Origin of the sequence: Nonomuraea polychroma, from assembly GCF_004011505.1 — a bacterium.
Lineage (GTDB): Bacteria > Actinomycetota > Actinomycetes > Streptosporangiales > Streptosporangiaceae > Nonomuraea > Nonomuraea polychroma.
In genome coordinates, this window is record NZ_SAUN01000001.1 from 2,099,421 (window position 1) to 2,116,763 (window position 17,343).

A 17,343-nucleotide genomic window follows, 5' to 3' on the forward strand; every position below is an offset into this window, starting at 1 on the left:
GGCGCCCCGCGGTCATGGGCTGGCGAGGTGGAAGTTGTTCATGGGGCGGCCCGGGCCGGCGGCGATCTGCTTGGTGATCAGGTCGGCGAAGCGGCGGTAGCCGTCGCCCGTCGGGTGGTAGCTGCGGGCATTGACCTTGAGCTGCTCCATGTCGACGTGCAGCCCGTTCAGGTACGGTTGCGGCCGCCCCACCTCATGCCCGGCGAACGCCTCGTAGGCGTCCACGTACTCGACGCTCCCCGGCCCCTCGAACGCCGCGATCGCCCGGTCGAACTCGGCCACCACCGACCCCACCGTGTCGTTGAGCCGCCGCGTCACCCCGTTGAGCCACCGCTGGTCCTCCACCGTGAGGTTGTCCACGGAAGCCACTGGATCCCGGGGGAACGGCCGCGGGTAGCCGAGCACGACGATCCGCGCGTTCGGCGCGCGGACGCGCAGCTCGCGCAGGACCTTCGACATGTCGGTACGCAGCCGCTCGATGCGGCGGGTGACGGCCGTGTCCTGGTCGACGCAGGCCGACGACCACGGCAGCTTGGCGATGCAGGCGGTCAGGACCTTGGTGAAGCCGGCGTCGTTGCCGCCGATGCTCAGCGTCACCAGGCTCGCGGACGGGCCCACGCGGGTGATCTGGGGCCGGTGGCCCCACTGGCCGGAGATGAGCTGGCCCGTGGTGGCGCCGCTGCAGGCGTAGAAGGCGGTGCCGCCGTTGAAGCGGTAGGCCTGGGCGACCAGCGGCACGTAGGATCCCGTGGCGCGGTGACACCGGTCGGCGCCGTCGTTGATCGGCTGCTTGTCCAGCTCGTAGACGCCCTCGCCGGAGGAGAAGGAGTCGCCGAGCGCGACATACATGCCGCTCTGGGCGACCTGCACCGGCGTCAGGCGGACCACCTGGGGTAACCGGCCGCGCGGCGACACGCCGTCGGGGCAGCCCGCGTCCAGGATGGCGCAGGCCAGCTTCGGGTAGACCCCCAGGGGCACGCACGCCAAGGCGAGCGCCACGCCGACGGCCGCGGCGGCCACGATGTGGACGATGCTGCGCCGTCTCGACTCCTCCAGAGCGGCCTCCCCCCGGAACGGCGACTCCCTGCCCGTCGAGGGTAACCCGGAGATCACCGCGCCGCGTTCGCCACGCGCCTCCGCTTGACGGCCAGCCAGCCCAGCGCGATGGCCACGACCAGCGCGGGGATGAGGAAGAACGCGACCTGCTGATCGCGGTCGGCGAACGGCATCAGCAGCACCACCAGCGCCAGGAAGCCGAGCGTCAGCCAGTTCGTGTACGGCGAGCCCGGCATGGGGAACGCCGAGCGGTGCCCCGACCGCCGCAGCCGGGTCTGGCAGTAGACCAGCACGCCCCAGGTGGTGATCACGCCGAGCGAGGCGACCGCCGTGGCGATGTTGAACGCCCGCTCCGGCAGGAAGTAGAACAGCGCCACCCCCGCCAGGAACGTGACCGCGGTGAACACGATGCCCCCGATCGGCACATGACGGGAGCTGAGCGTCCCGGCGAAGCCCGGCGCCTCGCTCTTCATGGCCATCGAGCGCAGGATGCGGCCCGTGGCGTACAGGCCCGAGTTGCAGGACGACATCGCCGCCGTGATCACGACGAGGTTCATGGCGTCCGCCGCCCACGGGACGCCCATGCCGGAGAAGACGGTCACGAACGGTGAGACGCCCGCCCGGTACGCCGTCCACGGCAGCACCATGGCCAGCAGCGCCACCGACCCCACGTAAAAGATCGCGATCCGCCAGACCACGCCGTTGATCGCCTTCGGCATGACCTCCCGCGGGTTCGCCGTCTCGCCCGCCGTGATGCCCACCAGCTCGATCGACGCGTACGCGAACACCACCGACTGCAGGCTCATCAGCACGAGCGGGAACCCGGTCGGGGTGAAGCCGCCGTGCGCGACCAGGTTGTGCGGCCCCGCCTCGCCGACGGCGAACACCACGAGCACCAGCCCCACCACGAGGAAGACGGTGATCGCCAGGACCTTCAGCATGGCGAACCAGAACTCCAGCTCGCCGAACAGCCGCACCGACAGCAGGTTGACCGTCAGCACGAACGCCAGCGCGATCAGCGCCGTCATCCATTGGGGGAACGCCGGCGCCCAGTAGTGGATGTACGCGGCGATCGCGGTCAGCTCGGCGATGCCGGTGAACGCCCAGTTGACCCAGTACATCCACCCGCTGGCGAACGCCGCCCACGGGCCGATGAACTCGTTCGCGTACTCGACGAACGACCCCGACACCGGCCGGTAGAGCACCAGCTCGCCGAGCGCCCGCATGACGAAGAACGCGGCGAGCCCGGCCGCGGCGTACGAGAGCACCAGGGCGGGTCCCGTGGCGGCCAGCCGGCCCCCGGCGCCGAGGAACAGGCCCACCCCGATGGCCCCGCCGATCGCGATCATCTGGACCTGCCGGTTGCCCAGCGCGTGTGTGTAGCCTTCGTCCGTTTGCGTGCGCACCGAGTGTCTCCTCCACTACTTTCCGTAACTGAGACGATATCGGTGCTGGTCATCGCGCCGTCGCCCGGCACGCCGGTCCCGCTGATCGCGCCGTGCGACCCCGGAATGTCGGTCCGGGCGACTAGAGTCAGAGCGCACCAAACACATCTTCAGACCGGGAGGCGCCGCTCCATGTCGTCCGACTCGTTCGTGCATCTGCATGTGCATACGGAGTATTCGATGCTCGACGGTGCCGCCCGTCTGAAGCAGATGTTCAAACAGGTCGGCGAGCTGGGCATGCCCGCGATCGCGATCACCGACCACGGCAACATGCACGGCGCTTACGACTTCTACAAGCAGGCGACCGGCGCCGGCATCAAGCCGATCATCGGCATCGAGGCCTACGTCGCGCCGGAAAACCGCCACAACAAGCGCCCGGTGCTCTGGGGCGAGCCGCACCAGAAGAGGGACGACGTCTCGGCCGGCGGCTACTACACCCACATGACGATCTGGGCCCGCAACAAGACGGGCCTGCACAACCTGATGAAGCTCAGCTCGCGCGCCTACACCGAGGGCTTCGTCCGCAAGTGGGCGCGCATGGACGACGAGATCCTCGCCGAGCACGCCGACGGCCTGATGGCCACGACCGGCTGCCCGTCGGGCGAGGTGCAGACGCGGCTGCGCCTGGGCCACTACGACGAGGCGCTCAAGGCCGCCGCCAAATATCAGGAGATCTTCGGCAAGGACAACTTCTACCTGGAGATCATGGACCACGGCCTCGACATCGAGCGCCGCGTCCGCGACGGGCTGACCAGGATCAGCAAGGAGCTGAACATCCCGCCGCTGGTCACCAACGACTCTCACTACACCTACGAGTCCGACGCCGCCTCCCACGACGCCCTCCTGTGCATCCAGACCGGCAAGCAACTGTCGGACCCCGACAGGTTCCGCTTCGACGGCACCGGCTACTACATCAAGGACGCCGACGAGATGCGCGCGGTCGACTCCTCCGACCTGTGGGCGGAGGGCTGCCGCAACACGCTGCTGGTGGCGGAGAAGGTCGACCCGACCGGTTTCTTCGAGCACAAAAACCTCATGCCGACCTTCCCCGTCCCGGACGGCATGACCGAGGAGCAATTCTTCCGCCAGGAGGTCTGGAAGGGACTCGAGCGGCGCTTCCCCGAGGGGGTGGACGAGGAGCACCGTGAGTGGGCGGAAAAAGAGCTGCGGGTCATCGTCCAGATGGGGTTCCCGAGCTACTTCCTCGTGGTCGCCGACTTCATCATGTGGGCCAAGAACAACGGCATCCGCGTCGGCCCCGGCCGTGGCTCCGCGGCCGGCTCGCTGGTGGCGTACGCGCTGGGCATCACCGACCTCGACCCCATCCCGCACGGCCTGATCTTCGAGCGCTTCCTCAACCCCGAGCGCGTGTCCATGCCCGACGTCGACATCGACTTCGACGAGCGCAGGCGCGGTGACGTGATCAGATACGTCACCGAGAAGTGGGGCGCCGACAAGGTCGCCATGATCGCCACGTTCGGCACCATCAAGGCCAAGGCCGCCATCAAGGACGCGGGCCGCGTCCTGGGCTACCCCTATGCGCTGGGCGACAAGGTCTCCAAGGCGTTCCCGCCCGCCGTCATGGGCAAGGACATCCCGCTGTCGGGCATCTTCGACAAGGACCACCCGCGTTACGCCGAGGCCGGCGAGCTGCGCAGGCTCTACGAAGAGGACGTCGACGTCAAGGCGACGATGGACCTCGGCAAGGGTCTCGAAGGCCTGATCAGGCAGACAGGCGTGCACGCCGCCGGCGTGATCATGTCGGCCGAGGTGCTGACCGACTACATCCCGATCATGCGCCGCGACTCCGACGGCGCGATCATCACGCAGTTCGACTACCCGACCTGCGAGACGCTCGGCCTGCTGAAGATGGACTTCCTGGGCCTGCGCAACCTCACGATCATCGACGACTGCCTGAAGATGATCGAGGCCACCAGCGGCGAGCAGATCGACCTGCTGAAGCTGCCGCTGGACGACCGCAAGTCCTACGAGCTGCTGGCCAGGGGCGACACGCTCGGCATCTTCCAGCTGGACGGCGGCGGCATGCGCTCGCTGCTGCGGCTCATGCGCCCCGACAACTTCGAGGACATCTCCGCCGCCCTCGCGCTCTACCGTCCCGGCCCGATGGGCGCCAACTCCCACACCAACTACGCGCTGCGCAAGAACGGCCAGCAGGAGATCGTCCCGATCCATCCCGAGCTCGAAGAGCCGCTGAAGGACATCCTCGACACGACCTACGGCCTGATCGTCTATCAGGAGCAGGTCATGGCCATCGCGCAGAAGGTCGCCGGCTACTCGCTGGGCGGCGCCGACCTGCTGCGCCGCGCGATGGGCAAGAAGAAGAAGTCCGAGCTGGACAAGCAGTTCGAGTTCTTCGAGAAGGGTATGCAGGACAACGGCTTCTCGGCCGCCGCCATCAAGGCGCTGTGGGACATCCTGCTGCCGTTCTCCGACTACGCCTTCAACAAGGCCCACACCGCCGGCTACGGCCTGGTGTCCTACTGGACGGCGTACCTCAAGGCCAACCACCCGGCCGCCTACATGGCCGCGCTGCTGTCGTCGGTGAAGGACGACAAGGACAAGTCGGCCCTCTACCTCAACGAGTGCCGCCGCATGGGCATCAAGGTGTTCCCGCCGGACGTCAACGACTCCGACTTCGACTTCACCCCGCGCGGCACCGACATCCGCTTCGGCCTGTCGGCCATCCGCAACGTCGGCGCCAACGTCGTGGACGGCATCATCGCGGCCCGCAAGGAGAAGGGCCGCTTCGCCGACTTCAAGGACTTCCTGCGCAAGGTGCCGGCGCTCGTCTGCAACAAGCGCGTGATCGAGTCGCTGATCAAGGCGGGCGCGTTCGACTCGCTGGGGCATGTGCGCAAGGGCCTGGTCATGGTGCACGAGCAGGCCGTCGACGCGATCATCGACATCAAGAAGAACGAGGCCATCGGCCAGGACTCGCTGTTCGGCGCGATCGAGGGCGGCGAGGACCAGACGTTCGACGTGCAGATCCCGCCGGGGGAGTGGGACAAGACGACGCTGCTGCAGTTCGAGCGGGAGATGCTCGGCCTCTACGTGTCCGACCATCCGCTGTTCGGCGTCGAGCACATCCTGTCGTCCGGTGCGGACTGCTCGATCGCCGCCCTCCAGGACGACAGCCGGCCCGACGGTCAGATCGTGACCGTGGGTGGCATCCTCAGCGGGGTGCAGCGCAAGGTCACCAAGAAGGGCGACACGTGGGTGCTCACCCAGCTGGAGGACCTCGAAGGCGCGATCGAGGTGATGGTCTTCCCGTCGGCATACCAGCTGTGCTCGACGCTCCTGGCCGAGGACGCGATCGTGTTCGTCAAGGGGCGGATCGACAAGCGGGAGGACGTCGCCAAGATCATCGCCATGGAGGTGACGGCGCCGGACCTGACGCAGGAGGCGGGCGGGCCGCTGCTGGTGAGCCTGCCGCTGACCCGCTGCACACCGCCGGTCGTGGGCCGGCTGAAGGAGATCCTCACCACCCATCCGGGCACGTCCGAGGTGCACCTGCAGGTCCACAACGGGCCCAAGACGACCGTGATGCGCGTGGACGACCGCCTGCGGGTCACACCGTCACCGGCGCTCATGGGCGATCTGAAGCAACTGCTCGGGCCCGCCTGCCTGGGAGCCTGAACGGGCCGGACCCGGCCTCATCATCCCTCACACGAGGAGCCGGCGACGTCCGGGAACGCCCGCCGGCCCTGGCACGCACCGGCCGTTGACGGGCTAGTGGCGGCGGCGACGGTGAGGCCACTCGGGGGATGGGGCGGCCGGGGCCCGGCCGAGCAGCCACCGCATGAACCTGCGGTGGCGCTTGGCGAAGGCGCGGTCGCCGCGCCGCATCTCGCGCCGTTCCTGCTCGGCCTGAGCCTCCTTCAGCCCGGGCGTGTGGCCGCCGCCGAAGCGTGACATGTCCGGCCCGGGGAAGCCTCGGGGCTCGACGCGGCGCAGGGCGGGCCCCATCGACTCCACCCAGATCGGGCCGGGCAGCGACGCTCCCTGCACCGACCCGTAGTACTGGTCTCCGATCTGCACCCCCTGCAGCGGGAACCGGTACGAGCCGCGGATGTCGCCGACGCTGACGGCCGCCGCCAGTTGCGGCGTGTAGCCGGCGAACCAGGCCGAGGTGTAGCCGTTGTTGGTGCCCGTCTTGCCGGCGGCGGGCCGGCCGAGGCCCTGCCCTTTCATGGTGCCCTTGTCGAACACCCCCTGCAGGACGTGGTTGACCGCGTCGGCGACCGGCCGTTGGATGGCCCGCTCGCAGACCGGCGGCACGTGGGTGCGCCGCCCGTCCCTGCCGGTGATCTCCACGATGGCCAGCGGCCGGCAATAGATCCCGCGGGCGGCGAACGCCGCGAACGACGCCGCCACCGTCACCGGGTCCATCTCGTTGACGCCCAGCGTGAACGTCGGCACCTCGCGCAACGGCTTGCCGTCGGCGCGTACGACGCCGAGCGCCTTGGCCGTCTTCACCACGTTGCAGAGCCCGACCTTGCGCTCCAGCATCATGTAGAAGATGTTCACCGACTTCCAGGTGCCGGTCTCGATGCTCTGCGGACCGCCCTCGCCCTCGCCACTGGCGTTCAGCACGCGGGTGTTGGGGTCGTTGACCGGCCGGCCCGCGCAGTTGCGATAACCCTGGCTGGGCACGAGCGCCCCGGGTGTCTGGAAGCCGTCGCCGAACTTCCACCCCTGCTTCAACGCGGTGGCCAGGGTGAACACCTTGAACGTGGACCCGGCCTGGAAACCCTGCCCGCCGCCGTGCGCCACGTCGGCGGGCAGGTTGAACGTGGTCTTGGGACCGTTCTTGCGGTTGCCCGGGTTGCGGCCGAACCGTTTGCTGGCCGCCATCGCCTTGATCCGTCCGGTCCCCGGCTCCACCATGGCCTCGGCGGCCACCTCGGTGTCCTCGGGGTGCACGTGGCGGCGGATGGCCCGCTCGGCGGCCTGCTGCGCGATCGGGTCGAGACTGGTCCTGATCACCAGCCCGCCCCTGGACAGCCTGGCCCGCCGCTGGGCCGCGGTGTTGCCGAACGCCGGGTTGGACAGGAGCTCGTGTTTGACGTACAGGCAGTAGAACGGGTAGGCGCTCTGCTCGCAGCCGCCGGGCTCGGGCCTGAGCTTGAGGTCGAGGGGGGAGCCTTTGGCGCTCGCCGCCTCCTGCTGGGTGATCATCTTGAGCCCGGCCATGCGGTCCAGCACGAGGTCCCGCCGCTCCCGCAGCCGCGCCCGCTGGGCGGCGCCGAGCGAGGGGTCGGTCGAGTACGGCATCCGCACCGCGCCCGCCAGCGTGGCCGCCTGGGTGAGGGTCAGGTGGGAGGCCGGCGTGGAGAAGAAGCGGCGGGCGGCCGCCTCCACGCCGTGCGCGCCGGCGCCGAAGTAGGCGATGTTCAGGTACCGCTCCAGGATCTCGTCCTTGCGGTACTTGCGTTCGAGCGCCAGGGCGTACCGCAGCTCGGTGATCTTGCGGGCCAGGTTGGGCGCGCGGGCCCGGTCCCGTTCGGCTTCGCTGCGGGCGCTCTCCACCAGGATGTTCTTGACGAGCTGCTGCGTCAGGGACGAGCCGCCCTGCCGGATGCCGCCTGCCTGGGTGTTGGTGAGCAACGCGCGGAGCGTGCCCCTGACGTCCAGGCCGCCGTGCTCGTAGAAGCGGGCGTCCTCGATGGCCACGATCGCCTTGCGCATCACAGGCGCGACCGCACGAAGCCGGACGGCCGTCCGGTTCGCCTCGTAGAACTGGGCGAACGGCCGGCCGTCCTTGTCCAGCAGCCTGGTCACCTGCGCGAGCGGCTCCTCGCGCGGGGCGGGCGGCAGGTGGACGAAGGTGTTCGCGACGTCCTTGGCCGCGAGGCCGCCGCCGCCCACCACGGGTGCGGCCAGCCCCGCCGCGAGCACCCCGCCGACCGCTCCGGCCAGCCCGAGCCCCGCGACGGATTTGAGTACGGTCACGTAGAAAATCTGCAACCGCCCGAACGCCGACAAACGCCCGGTTCCTACGTCTTTACTTGTGCCTGCGAATGTTCAGACCGAGGGACGCGAACTGCTGGAACGGCCGGTGGTAGCCGCGCTCGATGTGGTGCACGCCGCGCAGCGTGGACGGCCCGTCGGCCACCGCGGCCGCCAGCACGGCCGAGAACCCGGCCCTGATGTCGGGCAGCGTCACGTCGGCGCCCTGGAGCCTGGACACGCCACGCACGACCGCCGAGTGCCGGGCGTTGGTGTCGTGGTAGCGGCACGCGGGGCCGCCCAGGCACTGGTCGAACACCTCGATCTCGCAGCCCATCTTCTGCAGCGCGGGCACGTACACCAGACGGTTCTCGAAGACCGTCTCGTGCAGGACGGACATGCCCTGGCTCTGCGTGAACAGCACCATGAGCGGCGTCTGCCAGTCCGTCATGAACCCGGGGTGGGTGTCGGTCTGCACGGCCGCCGCGCGCAGCCCCTCGGGCGGGGCCGTCGCGCACAGGTATTCGTCGTTGATGTCGAACTGGGCGCCCATCCTGGCCAGCGTGGTGATCGCGGTGACCAGGCGGTCCTGCGGGCAGCCGTGCACCCGCACCTCTCCGCCGGTGACCAGGCCCGCCGCCAGGTACGAGAACGCCTCGATGCGGTCGCCGTTCAGCCAGGTGGAGGCGCCGCGGAGCCGTTCGACGCCCTCGATGACGATCCTGCGGTCGGGCGAGAGCTCGATCCTGGCCCCCATCCGCTGCAGGAACAACGCCAGCTCCACCACCTCGGGCTCCATGGCGGCGTTCTTCAGCACCGTCTTGCCCTCGGCCAGCACCGCCGACATCAGCACCGTCTCGGTGGCGCCCACGCTCGGGTAGGGCAGCTCGAGCCTGGTGCCGTTGAGGCGTTTGGCCTTGGCGTAGATGCCGGTGTCGCCCACCTCCACCTCGGCGCCCATCGAGCGCAGGGCCTCCACATGGAAGTTCACCGGCCGCCGCCCGATCGGGTCGCCGCCGACCAGCGGGACGAACGCCTCCCCCGCCAGGTGGAGCAGCGGCCCGAGCATGAGGATGGGGATGCGGTTGAGCCCCGTGAACGCGTCGGGCACCCGCGGCTCGATCTCAGGGCCGCGCTCGATCCGGATCTCCGATCCGGAGATCCGAACGTGGATGCCGAGCGCTTCCAGCATGGCGGCGGTGATGCCGACCTCGCCCACCTCAGGGGCGTTGTGGATGCTGCTCTCTCCACTGCCGAGCATGGCGGCGACCATGTGCTTGGACACGCCGTTCTTGGAACCGCGCACCTCGACGTCCCCCCGGAGCGGGCCGGAGGGCTCTATCAACCAGACCTCTTCTTGCATCACGAAGCGAGCCTAACCGGGGGATACCATCAAGCTGATTCGGACGTACTTGTGAAGGGGAGTGGCGTGACGAGGGAAGTACGCGCATTTGCGGTAACTGTCCTCACAATCGCCACTTTGGGGCTCGGGGCCGGGCTGCTCTGGTCGGGCGTGTCGCCGCGGGCTCCGTACCAGGTCACCGAGCAAGGGCTGGTGCTGGCCGACCCGTCCACGCAGGCGCTGATCGCGGCCGACGGCTGGTTCGCGGTGATCACGGGCGGGCTGGGGCTGCTCTGCGGCGGCGTCGCGTGGTTCGCCGGGCGGCAGTGGATGTTGGCGGTGCTGCTCGGGTTGTGCGCGGGCGGGGTGCTGGCCGGGTGGCTGACGTTGTGGGTCGGGTCGACGTTCACGATCGGGGCGGTCGCGGTGGAGGCCGCGGCGGCGCCCGGGGTGACGATCGTCCCCGGGGCGCTGCGGTTGACCGCCTCCGGCGTGCTGGTGTCCTGGCCGCTGGTCGCGGTGGGCTTCTTCGGGCTGCTGGAGGGCATGCACGGGTACCGGGAGTCGCCGCTGCGGCAACCGTACGGGGGGTCGCTCTAGAGTGGCGGGCGGCGCAGGCCGTGCTGGGTGGCCTGCTCGAACGCCCGCGCCACGCGCAGGACCCTGGCGTCGTCGAACGGCCTGCCGACGATCTGCACCCCGACGGGCAGCCCGTCCGGCGTGAACCCGGCGGGGACCGAGGCGGCGGGCGCGTGCAGGACGCTGATCCAGTACGCCGAGCGCATCCACGCGAGGTAGTCCGGCAGCCGCTCCCCGTTGATCTCGCTGACGTGGGGCTGCTCGACCGGGAACGGCGGCACCTGGCTGACCACCGTGATCAGCACGTCGTAGGTGTCGAAAAAGGCGGCCATGCGCTGGTAGAGCCGGCTGCGCGCCTGCTCGGCCCGGGCCAGGTCGGTCCCGGTGACCTTGCGGCCCTGCTCGACGTTCCAGGCGGTGTTGGGCCCGAGCCCCTCCAGGTCCCCGAAGGACAGCACGTAGTTCCAGGCCCGGTAGGTGCGGAAGGCGTCCTCGGCTTCCGACAGGTCCAGCTCGACCTCATCGACGTGCGCCCCGAGCCGCTCGAACACGGCCGGCGCGGTGGCGGTGACCGCGGCCGTCCGCGGGTCCACGGGCAGCCCGCCCAGATCCGGGCTCCAGGCGATGCGCAGGCCGGCCACCCCCTCCTCCGGCTCCGGGGTGAAGACCTCCTTGATCGCGTGCGGGGAGCGGCGGTCGAACCCGGCGATGGCCCCGAACATCAGCGTGACGTCCTCGACCGTCCTGGCCATCGGCCCGAGGACGGACAGCGTGTACCAGGCGTTGGCGTCGGAGACGACAGGCACCCGTCCGGGGGTGGGGCGCAGGCCCACGACGTTGCAGAAGGAGGCCGGATTACGCAGCGAGCCGCCCATGTCGGAGCCGTCGGCCAGCGGCACCATGCCGGTGGCCAGGGCCGCGGCGGCTCCACCGCTGCTGCCCCCGGCCGACTTGGTGAGGTCGTAGGGGTTCCTGGTGGCGCCGAAGACCTCGTTGACGGTGTGGGAGCCGGTGCCGAACTCCGGGGTGTTGGTCTTGCCGATGGTGATGGCGCCCGCGGCCCGCAGCCGCCGCACGATCAGATCGTCCTGGCCGGGAACGTTGCCGGCGAAGAGCGGCGAACCGTAGGTGGTGCGGATGCCGGCGGTGTCGACGAGGTCCTTGTGCGCGACCGGCAGGCCGTGCAGCGGCCCGTCCGGCTCACGCGCGTCCGCGCTCTTGGCCGCCGCCAGAGCCTGCTCGGCGACCAGGGTCACGATGGCGTTGATGCGGGGGTTGACCTCTTCGATGCGGTCGAGGCAGGCCTGGACGACCTCGACGGCGCTCACCTGCCTGGTCCTGATCAGGTGTGTCAACTCGGTCGCGCTGAGATAGTGCAACGTGCTCACCTCTGCGATCCTGCCGCACCCATCCGGGAGGAGCGATGGCGAGGGTTGCCAGTCGCGGGCCCCTGAGCTGGACAACTCCTCCTGGGGTACGGACCGGGATCCTGCGCTGCCCCGCGGGCCTAGGCGCTCTTGCCGATCGGGGCGGTGACCGCCCGGGTGAGCGTGATGAGGTTGTCGGGTGCGGTCTCGATCTGCAGGCCGCGTTTGCCGGCCGAGAAGTAGATCGTCTCGAAGTCGAGCGCCGAGGAGTCGACCACCGTCGGGAGCTGCTTGCGCTGTCCCAGAGGGCTGATGCCGCCCACGACGTAGCCGGTCACCCGCTCCACCTTCGCCGCGTCGGCCATCGCCGCGCGCTTGCTGTTGAGCGCGCTCGCCAGCGCCTTGAGATCCAGCTTGCCCGCCACCGGCACCACCGCCACGGCCAGCCCGCTCTCGACCTCCGCCACCAGCGTCTTGAAGATCCGCTCGTAGGGCACCCCGAGCGCGTCCGCCGCCTCCTCGCCGTAGGCCTGGGCGGAGGCGTCGTGCTCATAGGGGTGGAGCGTGAACTCGGCCTTGGCCTTGGTCAGAGCCATGGTGGCCGGGGTGCCGCCCCCTTTGCCTTTCGATTTGCTCACGACGAACGATTGTAGCGAATCTACAATGTAAAGGCGCGGCCAGGGGTGTACCCGAACGCCCGCCTGAAGACGTCGATGAACGCGCTCGCCGACGCCCACCCGCACCGGTGCGCGACGGCGGTCACCGGGACGCCGTCGGCGAGCAGCAGCAGCGCGTGATGCAGGCGGAGCTGGGTGCGCCACTGGGGGAAGCTCATGCCGAGCTCGCGGCGGCACAGCCGGGCGAGCGTGCGCTCGCTGGTGCCGGCGTGCGCGGCCAGCCGTGCGAGGGTGCTGCCGTCGGCGGGGTCGCGGTGCAGGATCGCGCAGACGGCCGCCAGCCTCGGATCTTCCGGGGCCGGCAGGTGCAAGGGCTGCTCGGGGGCGCGGTTGAGCCGGTCGAGCAGGACGGCCAGCAGCCGCCCGCGCTCCCCGCCGTCAGCCGCAGGCGCCGTGCCGGCGGGGGAGGTCCCGTCGGCGTGGTCGGCGCTGTCCGTAGGGGGTGCGTCGTCCGTGTAAGCGATGATCAATTCGCGGAGCAGCGGGTCGACGGCGAGGACGGCCGGCCGGTCGAGGGCGAGCGGGTTGCCGGTGAGGCCCACCAGGCGCAGGTCGGTGTCGCCGTGGGCGCGGTGCTCGTGGACGGTGCCGGCGGGCACCCAGATCGCCCGGTTCGCCGGGGCCACCCACGTGCCCGCGTTCGTGGTGACGGAGAGCACGCCGCGGCAGGCGTACACGATCTGGTGGGTGTCGTGCCGGTGCGCGTCGATGCCGGCGCCGGGCGCGAGCGGCCGCCGCCCGGTGGGCGCCTCGGGTAGATGGCGGATTTCCGGCATAGATTGGCATTTTATCGGAAGCGGGCCAGCGGGGCACGGGAAAAGATCGAGGGGTGAACCGGATCCCCATGCTCGCCGCCGGCCATGCCACCGTCGATCTCTACCAGGGCGCGGTGCCGGCACTCGTGCCGTTCCTGGTGGCCGAGCGCGGCTACGGCTACGTCGCCGTCTCGGGCGTGGTCCTGGCGGCGACGTTGTCGTCGTCGATCGTGCAGCCGGTGTTCGGCGTTTTGACCGACAGGTGGCGGATGCCGTGGCTGATCCCGGTGAGCATGGTGGTGGCCGGGGCGGGGGTGGCGGCCGGCGGCGTCGCCGACTCCTATGTGCTGACCTGGCTGGCCGTGGCGCTGTCCGGGCTGGGGGTGGCCGCCTACCATCCGGAGTCGGCGCGGCTGGCCAGGATCGCCAGCGCGGGCAGTCATGTGCGGATGAGCTGGTTCTCGCTCGGCGGGACGCTGGGCTTCGCCTCCGCTCCCGTACTGGTGACGCCGCTGCTGGCGCTGTGGGGTCTGGAGGCCTCGCCGTTCCTGGTGCTCCCGGCCGTGCTGGGGGCGCTGGTGACGCTCCCGGCGATCCGCGCGTCGGCCGCCGGGCCCGGGCCGGAGGCCGGCGCCGCGGCACCGGTGCCGGGCCGCGACGACTGGCCGTCGTTCACCAGGCTGACGCTGGTGATCGTCTTCCGTTCGGTCGTGTACGTCGGGCTGAGCGCGTTCGTGGCCCTCTACATGGGTGGCGGGGCTTCGGGCGCGGTGGCGTTGTTCGTGTTGTTCGCCGGCGGGGCCGTCGGGACCGTCCTGGGCGGCAGGCTGGCGGGCCGTTGGGGCCGGGTGCGCACGATGCGTCTGGCCTATGCGGCGGCCGTCCCGGCGGTCGCGGGTGTGGTTCTCGCGCCCGGGCCCGCCGCTTACGTTTTCATCGCCGCTTCCTCGATCGCCCTGTACGCCCCGTTCTCCCTGCACGTGACGCTGGGCCAGGACTTCCTGCCGCGCCGGGTGGGCACGGCCAGCGGGGTGACGCTGGGGCTGGCGGTGAGTGTGGGCGGCCTGGCCAGCCCGCTGGTGGGCGCGGTCGCGGAGGCGGCCACGCTCAGGACGGCACTGGCCTGCCTGATCGTGTTCCCGTTGCTGGCCTGGCTGCTGGCCCGCACGCTGAAGGAACCCGCTCTCGAGCCCGCCTCGTGACCACCCGCGCGCGACCGGGAAGCGGCGTCTGCGGCCCCCAGCCGCGTTCCCGTCCGGGATGCCTTATCGCTGGGTGGCGATGCTGGAAACGGACGTGTTGTCGCGTTGGCTCGGGTCGAGGGGGGTGGAGGTGACGTGGGCGCTGATGGGCAGCCACGGCTTGGCGTCGCGGGCGACGTGCACCTGGGCCGAGACCGTGACCGGCCGGCCCGGCCGGACGGCGTCGATCACGCAGGTGGCCGTCCGTTCGGCGGGCCGGCACGCGGCCCCGTTGAGCGCGCCGAGGCTCGTCCCGGGCGGCACCGTGAGGGTGAGGGGCACCTGGGCCGCCGCCATCAGGCCGCTCATGGTGACGGTGGCGGTGACGGTGGTGGCGTCGCCGCGGCGGACCGGCCGTGCCGGCCCCGCCACCTTGACCGACAGCGCGTCGTAGACGCCGCCCGGGTCGGCTTTCGTGACGATGGCGCCGTAGCTGTCGGTGGTGAGGGTGTTGGCGACGGAGAAGCCGTCGGCCTCGCTGTTCTCCGTGCCCGCCGACAACACGCCGATCAGGTCGTTGGTGCCCTGGAGCACCCATGGCCCGCCGCTGTGCCCTTTGGACAGGTGGCAGTTGCCGGTCTCCAGCTTCGCGTGCGCGGCGCCGAGCATGCGGGCCGGCCGCGTCCTGGCCAGGCACCAGAGCTGATCTCTGCCGTCGTACGGCTTCCTGCCGAGCAGCCCCGGGTAGCCCGAGGTGACGATGGTGTGCCGGCCGCCCTGGTTGCGCATCGGCGTGAAGGCGCCGACGGCGTCCTGGAGGGTGCGGGCCTTCTTGCCCACCTCGATGAGCGCGACGTCATAGATGGAGTTCCAGTCGCCGCCGGTGGTCCCGGTGTAGCCGTCGGGTTTCCAGGCGCGCCGCCCGCCCCATCGCCCGTACGGTTCGCGCTGCCGCTCCCCGGCGGCCCGCCCGTCGTAGGCGGGCACGAACGCGAAGCTGCTGTGCCAGCTGCCGCTCGCCGCGCCCGCGGGGGCGCTGTACACGCAGTGCGCGGCGGTGACGACGAGCAATTCGACGGCCGAGCGCACGACGGAGGCGCTGCAGGAGTCGCCGCGCCCGCGGGCGTTGACGAAGAACAGCCGGCCGGTGATCCTGCTGCGTTCGGCGTCCGTGTACGGTCGGCGCGCGGGCGCGTACCCGTTGGCGTCCCCGCCGGGCGTGAGCCGTTGGGCCGCGGGCACGCTGCGCCGCCGCTGGGCCGCCGCAGCCTGGCTCGGGAGGATCTCCGGCAGGTCGGCGGCGTTGGCCTTGGCCTGCTTGTCCGGCGTCCAGTAACGCACGGCCTGTCCCGGGTGCATCAGCGGGGAGGACTCGGCGCCCCAGCCCTGGTCGTGGCCCGGGACGATGGGCGGCTGTGCCGGTGTGGCGTGGGGCGGCCGGTCGGCCGCCGCGGGCAGCGCGAACGCCACGCCCGCCAGAGCGGTCAGTGTCGTGACCAGAGTTCTCGGCACGGTGCCCCCAGAGCGGATCGGATCAATGAGCTCTGGTCACTTTAAGTCGCCGATTATTGACGAAGAGTGCTTAGTTGCTCGTGTCGTGATGAGTTCACGGCGGCCGGTCAGCCTGCCGCGGCGTCGCCGGTGCCTCTCTGGCGGAGGATCTCGGCGGCGCTCGCCTCGGCCGGTTCCCGGTCGGGGCGGAGTCCGCGCCAGGACGGGTGGCGCAACATTCCGTCGCCGGTGACCTCGGCGTACTGCACTTCGCCGACCACGCGGGGCTCGACCCAGTGGGCGTCGCGGGCGTGCTCGCGCGGCACCGGCTCGTCGAACGGCGGGCCGGGGCGCTCCAGCGGCGCCAGTCGCTCCTCCAGGTCACGCAGCATGGCCTGGGTGAACCCGGTGCCGACGTGGCCGACGTACAGCAGCCGGCCGCGCTCGTCGTACGCGCCGAGCAGCAGCGACCCGATCGTCCCCGAGCGCCGCCCGGCGCCGGGTTGCCAGCCGCCGATCACGACCTCGACGGCGCTGACGTTCTTGACCTTGGTCCATTCGCCGCTGCGTTTGCCCGGCCGGTACGGCGAGCTCATCCGCTTGCACACGACCCCTTCGAGCCCGAGCTGACGCGAGGAGCCGAGGGCGTGGGTGGCGTCGTCGGTGAACCAGGTGGGCACCTGCCACCGGTAGCCGGGCGTGAACGTGCTCTCCAGCAGGTGCCTGCGCTCGGTGTAGGGCAGGGAGATCGAGCTGGCCGCGTCCAGGTGCAGGATGTCGAACGCCATGAACGTCACCGGCACCGCGCTGGCCAGCCGCGCCACGGCGGCGGGGTTGCGCTGGTGCATGCGGGGCTGCAGCGCCTCGAAGCTGGGTCGGCCGGCCTCGTCGAACGCCACGATCTCGCCGTCCACGACGGCTGGGCGGCCTCCGGTGGCGCCGGCCATGAGCTGCAGCTCGGGGTAGGCGGCGGTGATGTTCTTGCCGTTGCGTGACATCAGGCGGACGGCGCCGTCCTCCAGGTAGGCGAGCGCGCGTACGCCGTCCCATTTCATCTCCACCGCCCAGCCCGGGCCCTGCACGGAGGGCAGGGTGCCGAGCTGCGCCAGCATCGGCGCGTACGCGGGCAGCCGCACCATGGTGCACGCCATACCCCGTCCGCTTGATCGACAGTGGTGCAAGGGGGTCTACAGATGGTCAAGCCGTGTGTCTTCCACCAACTCCGCCAGGTCGATGCCATGGTCGCCGAGCTCGGCCACGGTGGCGCAGTAGCCGCGCAGGTACGTCCGGCCGTTGACGTAGTGGGAGACCCGCAGCACCGGGCGGTCGTCAAGGACGATCGCCTCGACCAGGATGCCGTCCGGGCCACGCCAGCGAGTCATGGCGTAAGGGTAAGGGCGCGCCGGACCGCTCACCTGCAAAAATAACTTAGCGTAGGATTTGACTGCATAAAGTATTCCTTTGCCCGGCGTTAGAGAGA

13 protein-coding genes are annotated in these 17,343 nt (G+C 70.6%); 3 read left to right on the plus strand and 10 right to left on the minus strand.

Annotated features, from left to right (window positions below; all coding sequences use genetic code 11):
• Positions 1–12: 12 nt before the first annotated feature.
• Positions 13–1,113, minus strand: coding sequence for an SGNH/GDSL hydrolase family protein (locus EDD27_RS09320; protein ID WP_127932035.1), 1,101 nt, complete (start codon positions 1,111–1,113; stop codon positions 13–15).
• Positions 1,110–2,462, minus strand: a complete 1,353-nt coding sequence (locus EDD27_RS09325; protein WP_127932036.1) for an amino acid permease — start codon at positions 2,460–2,462, stop codon at positions 1,110–1,112. Before EDD27_RS09325 ends, EDD27_RS09320 begins: the two co-directional genes overlap by 4 nt.
• A gap of 171 nt (positions 2,463–2,633) precedes the next feature.
• Between EDD27_RS09325 and dnaE the strand changes: the two genes are divergently transcribed.
• On the plus strand, positions 2,634–6,158 hold the full coding sequence (dnaE, locus tag EDD27_RS09330; protein WP_127932037.1) for a DNA polymerase III subunit alpha: 3,525 nt from the start codon (positions 2,634–2,636) through the stop codon (positions 6,156–6,158).
• A gap of 93 nt (positions 6,159–6,251) precedes the next feature.
• Here dnaE and EDD27_RS09335 read toward each other — a convergent pair whose 3' ends face one another.
• Both EDD27_RS09335 and murA read right to left on the minus strand, forming a co-directional pair.
• On the minus strand, positions 6,252–8,474 hold the full coding sequence (locus EDD27_RS09335; protein ID WP_241563936.1) for a transglycosylase domain-containing protein: 2,223 nt from the start codon (positions 8,472–8,474) through the stop codon (positions 6,252–6,254).
• A 52-nt stretch (positions 8,475–8,526) separates the two neighbouring features.
• On the minus strand, positions 8,527–9,834 hold the full coding sequence (murA, locus tag EDD27_RS09340; RefSeq protein WP_127940579.1) for a UDP-N-acetylglucosamine 1-carboxyvinyltransferase: 1,308 nt from the start codon (positions 9,832–9,834) through the stop codon (positions 8,527–8,529).
• A 117-nt stretch (positions 9,835–9,951) separates the two neighbouring features.
• Here murA and EDD27_RS09345 point away from each other — a divergent pair, with 117 nt between their 5' ends.
• Entirely contained in the window at positions 9,952–10,413 is a 462-nt protein-coding gene (locus tag EDD27_RS09345; protein WP_241563937.1) for a hypothetical protein, read from the plus strand.
• Here the strand turns inward: EDD27_RS09345 and EDD27_RS09350 are convergent.
• The 3 genes from EDD27_RS09350 to EDD27_RS09360 form a co-directional block, all read right to left on the minus strand.
• Positions 10,410–11,780, minus strand: coding sequence for an amidase (locus EDD27_RS09350; protein WP_127932039.1), 1,371 nt, complete (start codon positions 11,778–11,780; stop codon positions 10,410–10,412). The two genes, EDD27_RS09345 and EDD27_RS09350, sit on opposite strands and share 4 nt — an antisense overlap.
• Before the next feature lie 119 nt (positions 11,781–11,899).
• Positions 11,900–12,355 (minus strand): Cys-tRNA(Pro) deacylase, encoded by a 456-nt coding sequence (gene ybaK / locus EDD27_RS09355; RefSeq protein WP_127940580.1) that lies wholly within the window; start codon positions 12,353–12,355, stop codon positions 11,900–11,902.
• Positions 12,356–12,417: 62 nt separating this feature from the next.
• Positions 12,418–13,212, minus strand: coding sequence for an AraC family transcriptional regulator (locus tag EDD27_RS09360; protein ID WP_127932040.1), 795 nt, complete (start codon positions 13,210–13,212; stop codon positions 12,418–12,420).
• Between the two features lie 53 nt (positions 13,213–13,265).
• Between EDD27_RS09360 and EDD27_RS09365 the strand changes: the two genes are divergently transcribed.
• A complete protein-coding gene (locus EDD27_RS09365) occupies positions 13,266–14,393 on the plus strand; it encodes an MFS transporter (RefSeq protein WP_241563938.1) in 1,128 nt (375 codons plus the stop codon).
• A gap of 63 nt (positions 14,394–14,456) precedes the next feature.
• Here the strand turns inward: EDD27_RS09365 and EDD27_RS09370 are convergent, their stop codons facing one another.
• From EDD27_RS09370 to EDD27_RS09380, 3 genes are all read right to left on the minus strand, one after another.
• Positions 14,457–15,884: a trypsin-like serine peptidase gene (locus EDD27_RS09370; RefSeq protein WP_127932041.1), complete on the minus strand. Its 1,428-nt coding sequence runs from the start codon at positions 15,882–15,884 to the stop codon at positions 14,457–14,459.
• A 107-nt stretch (positions 15,885–15,991) separates the two neighbouring features.
• A complete protein-coding gene (gene ligD / locus EDD27_RS09375) occupies positions 15,992–17,002 on the minus strand; it encodes a non-homologous end-joining DNA ligase (RefSeq protein WP_127932042.1) in 1,011 nt (336 codons plus the stop codon).
• 48 nt (positions 17,003–17,050) lie between these two features.
• Positions 17,051–17,245 carry a hypothetical protein gene (locus EDD27_RS09380; protein ID WP_127932043.1) on the minus strand — a complete coding sequence of 65 codons (195 nt, stop codon included), beginning with the start codon at positions 17,243–17,245 and terminating at the stop codon, positions 17,051–17,053.
• Positions 17,246–17,343: the final 98 nt, after the last annotated feature.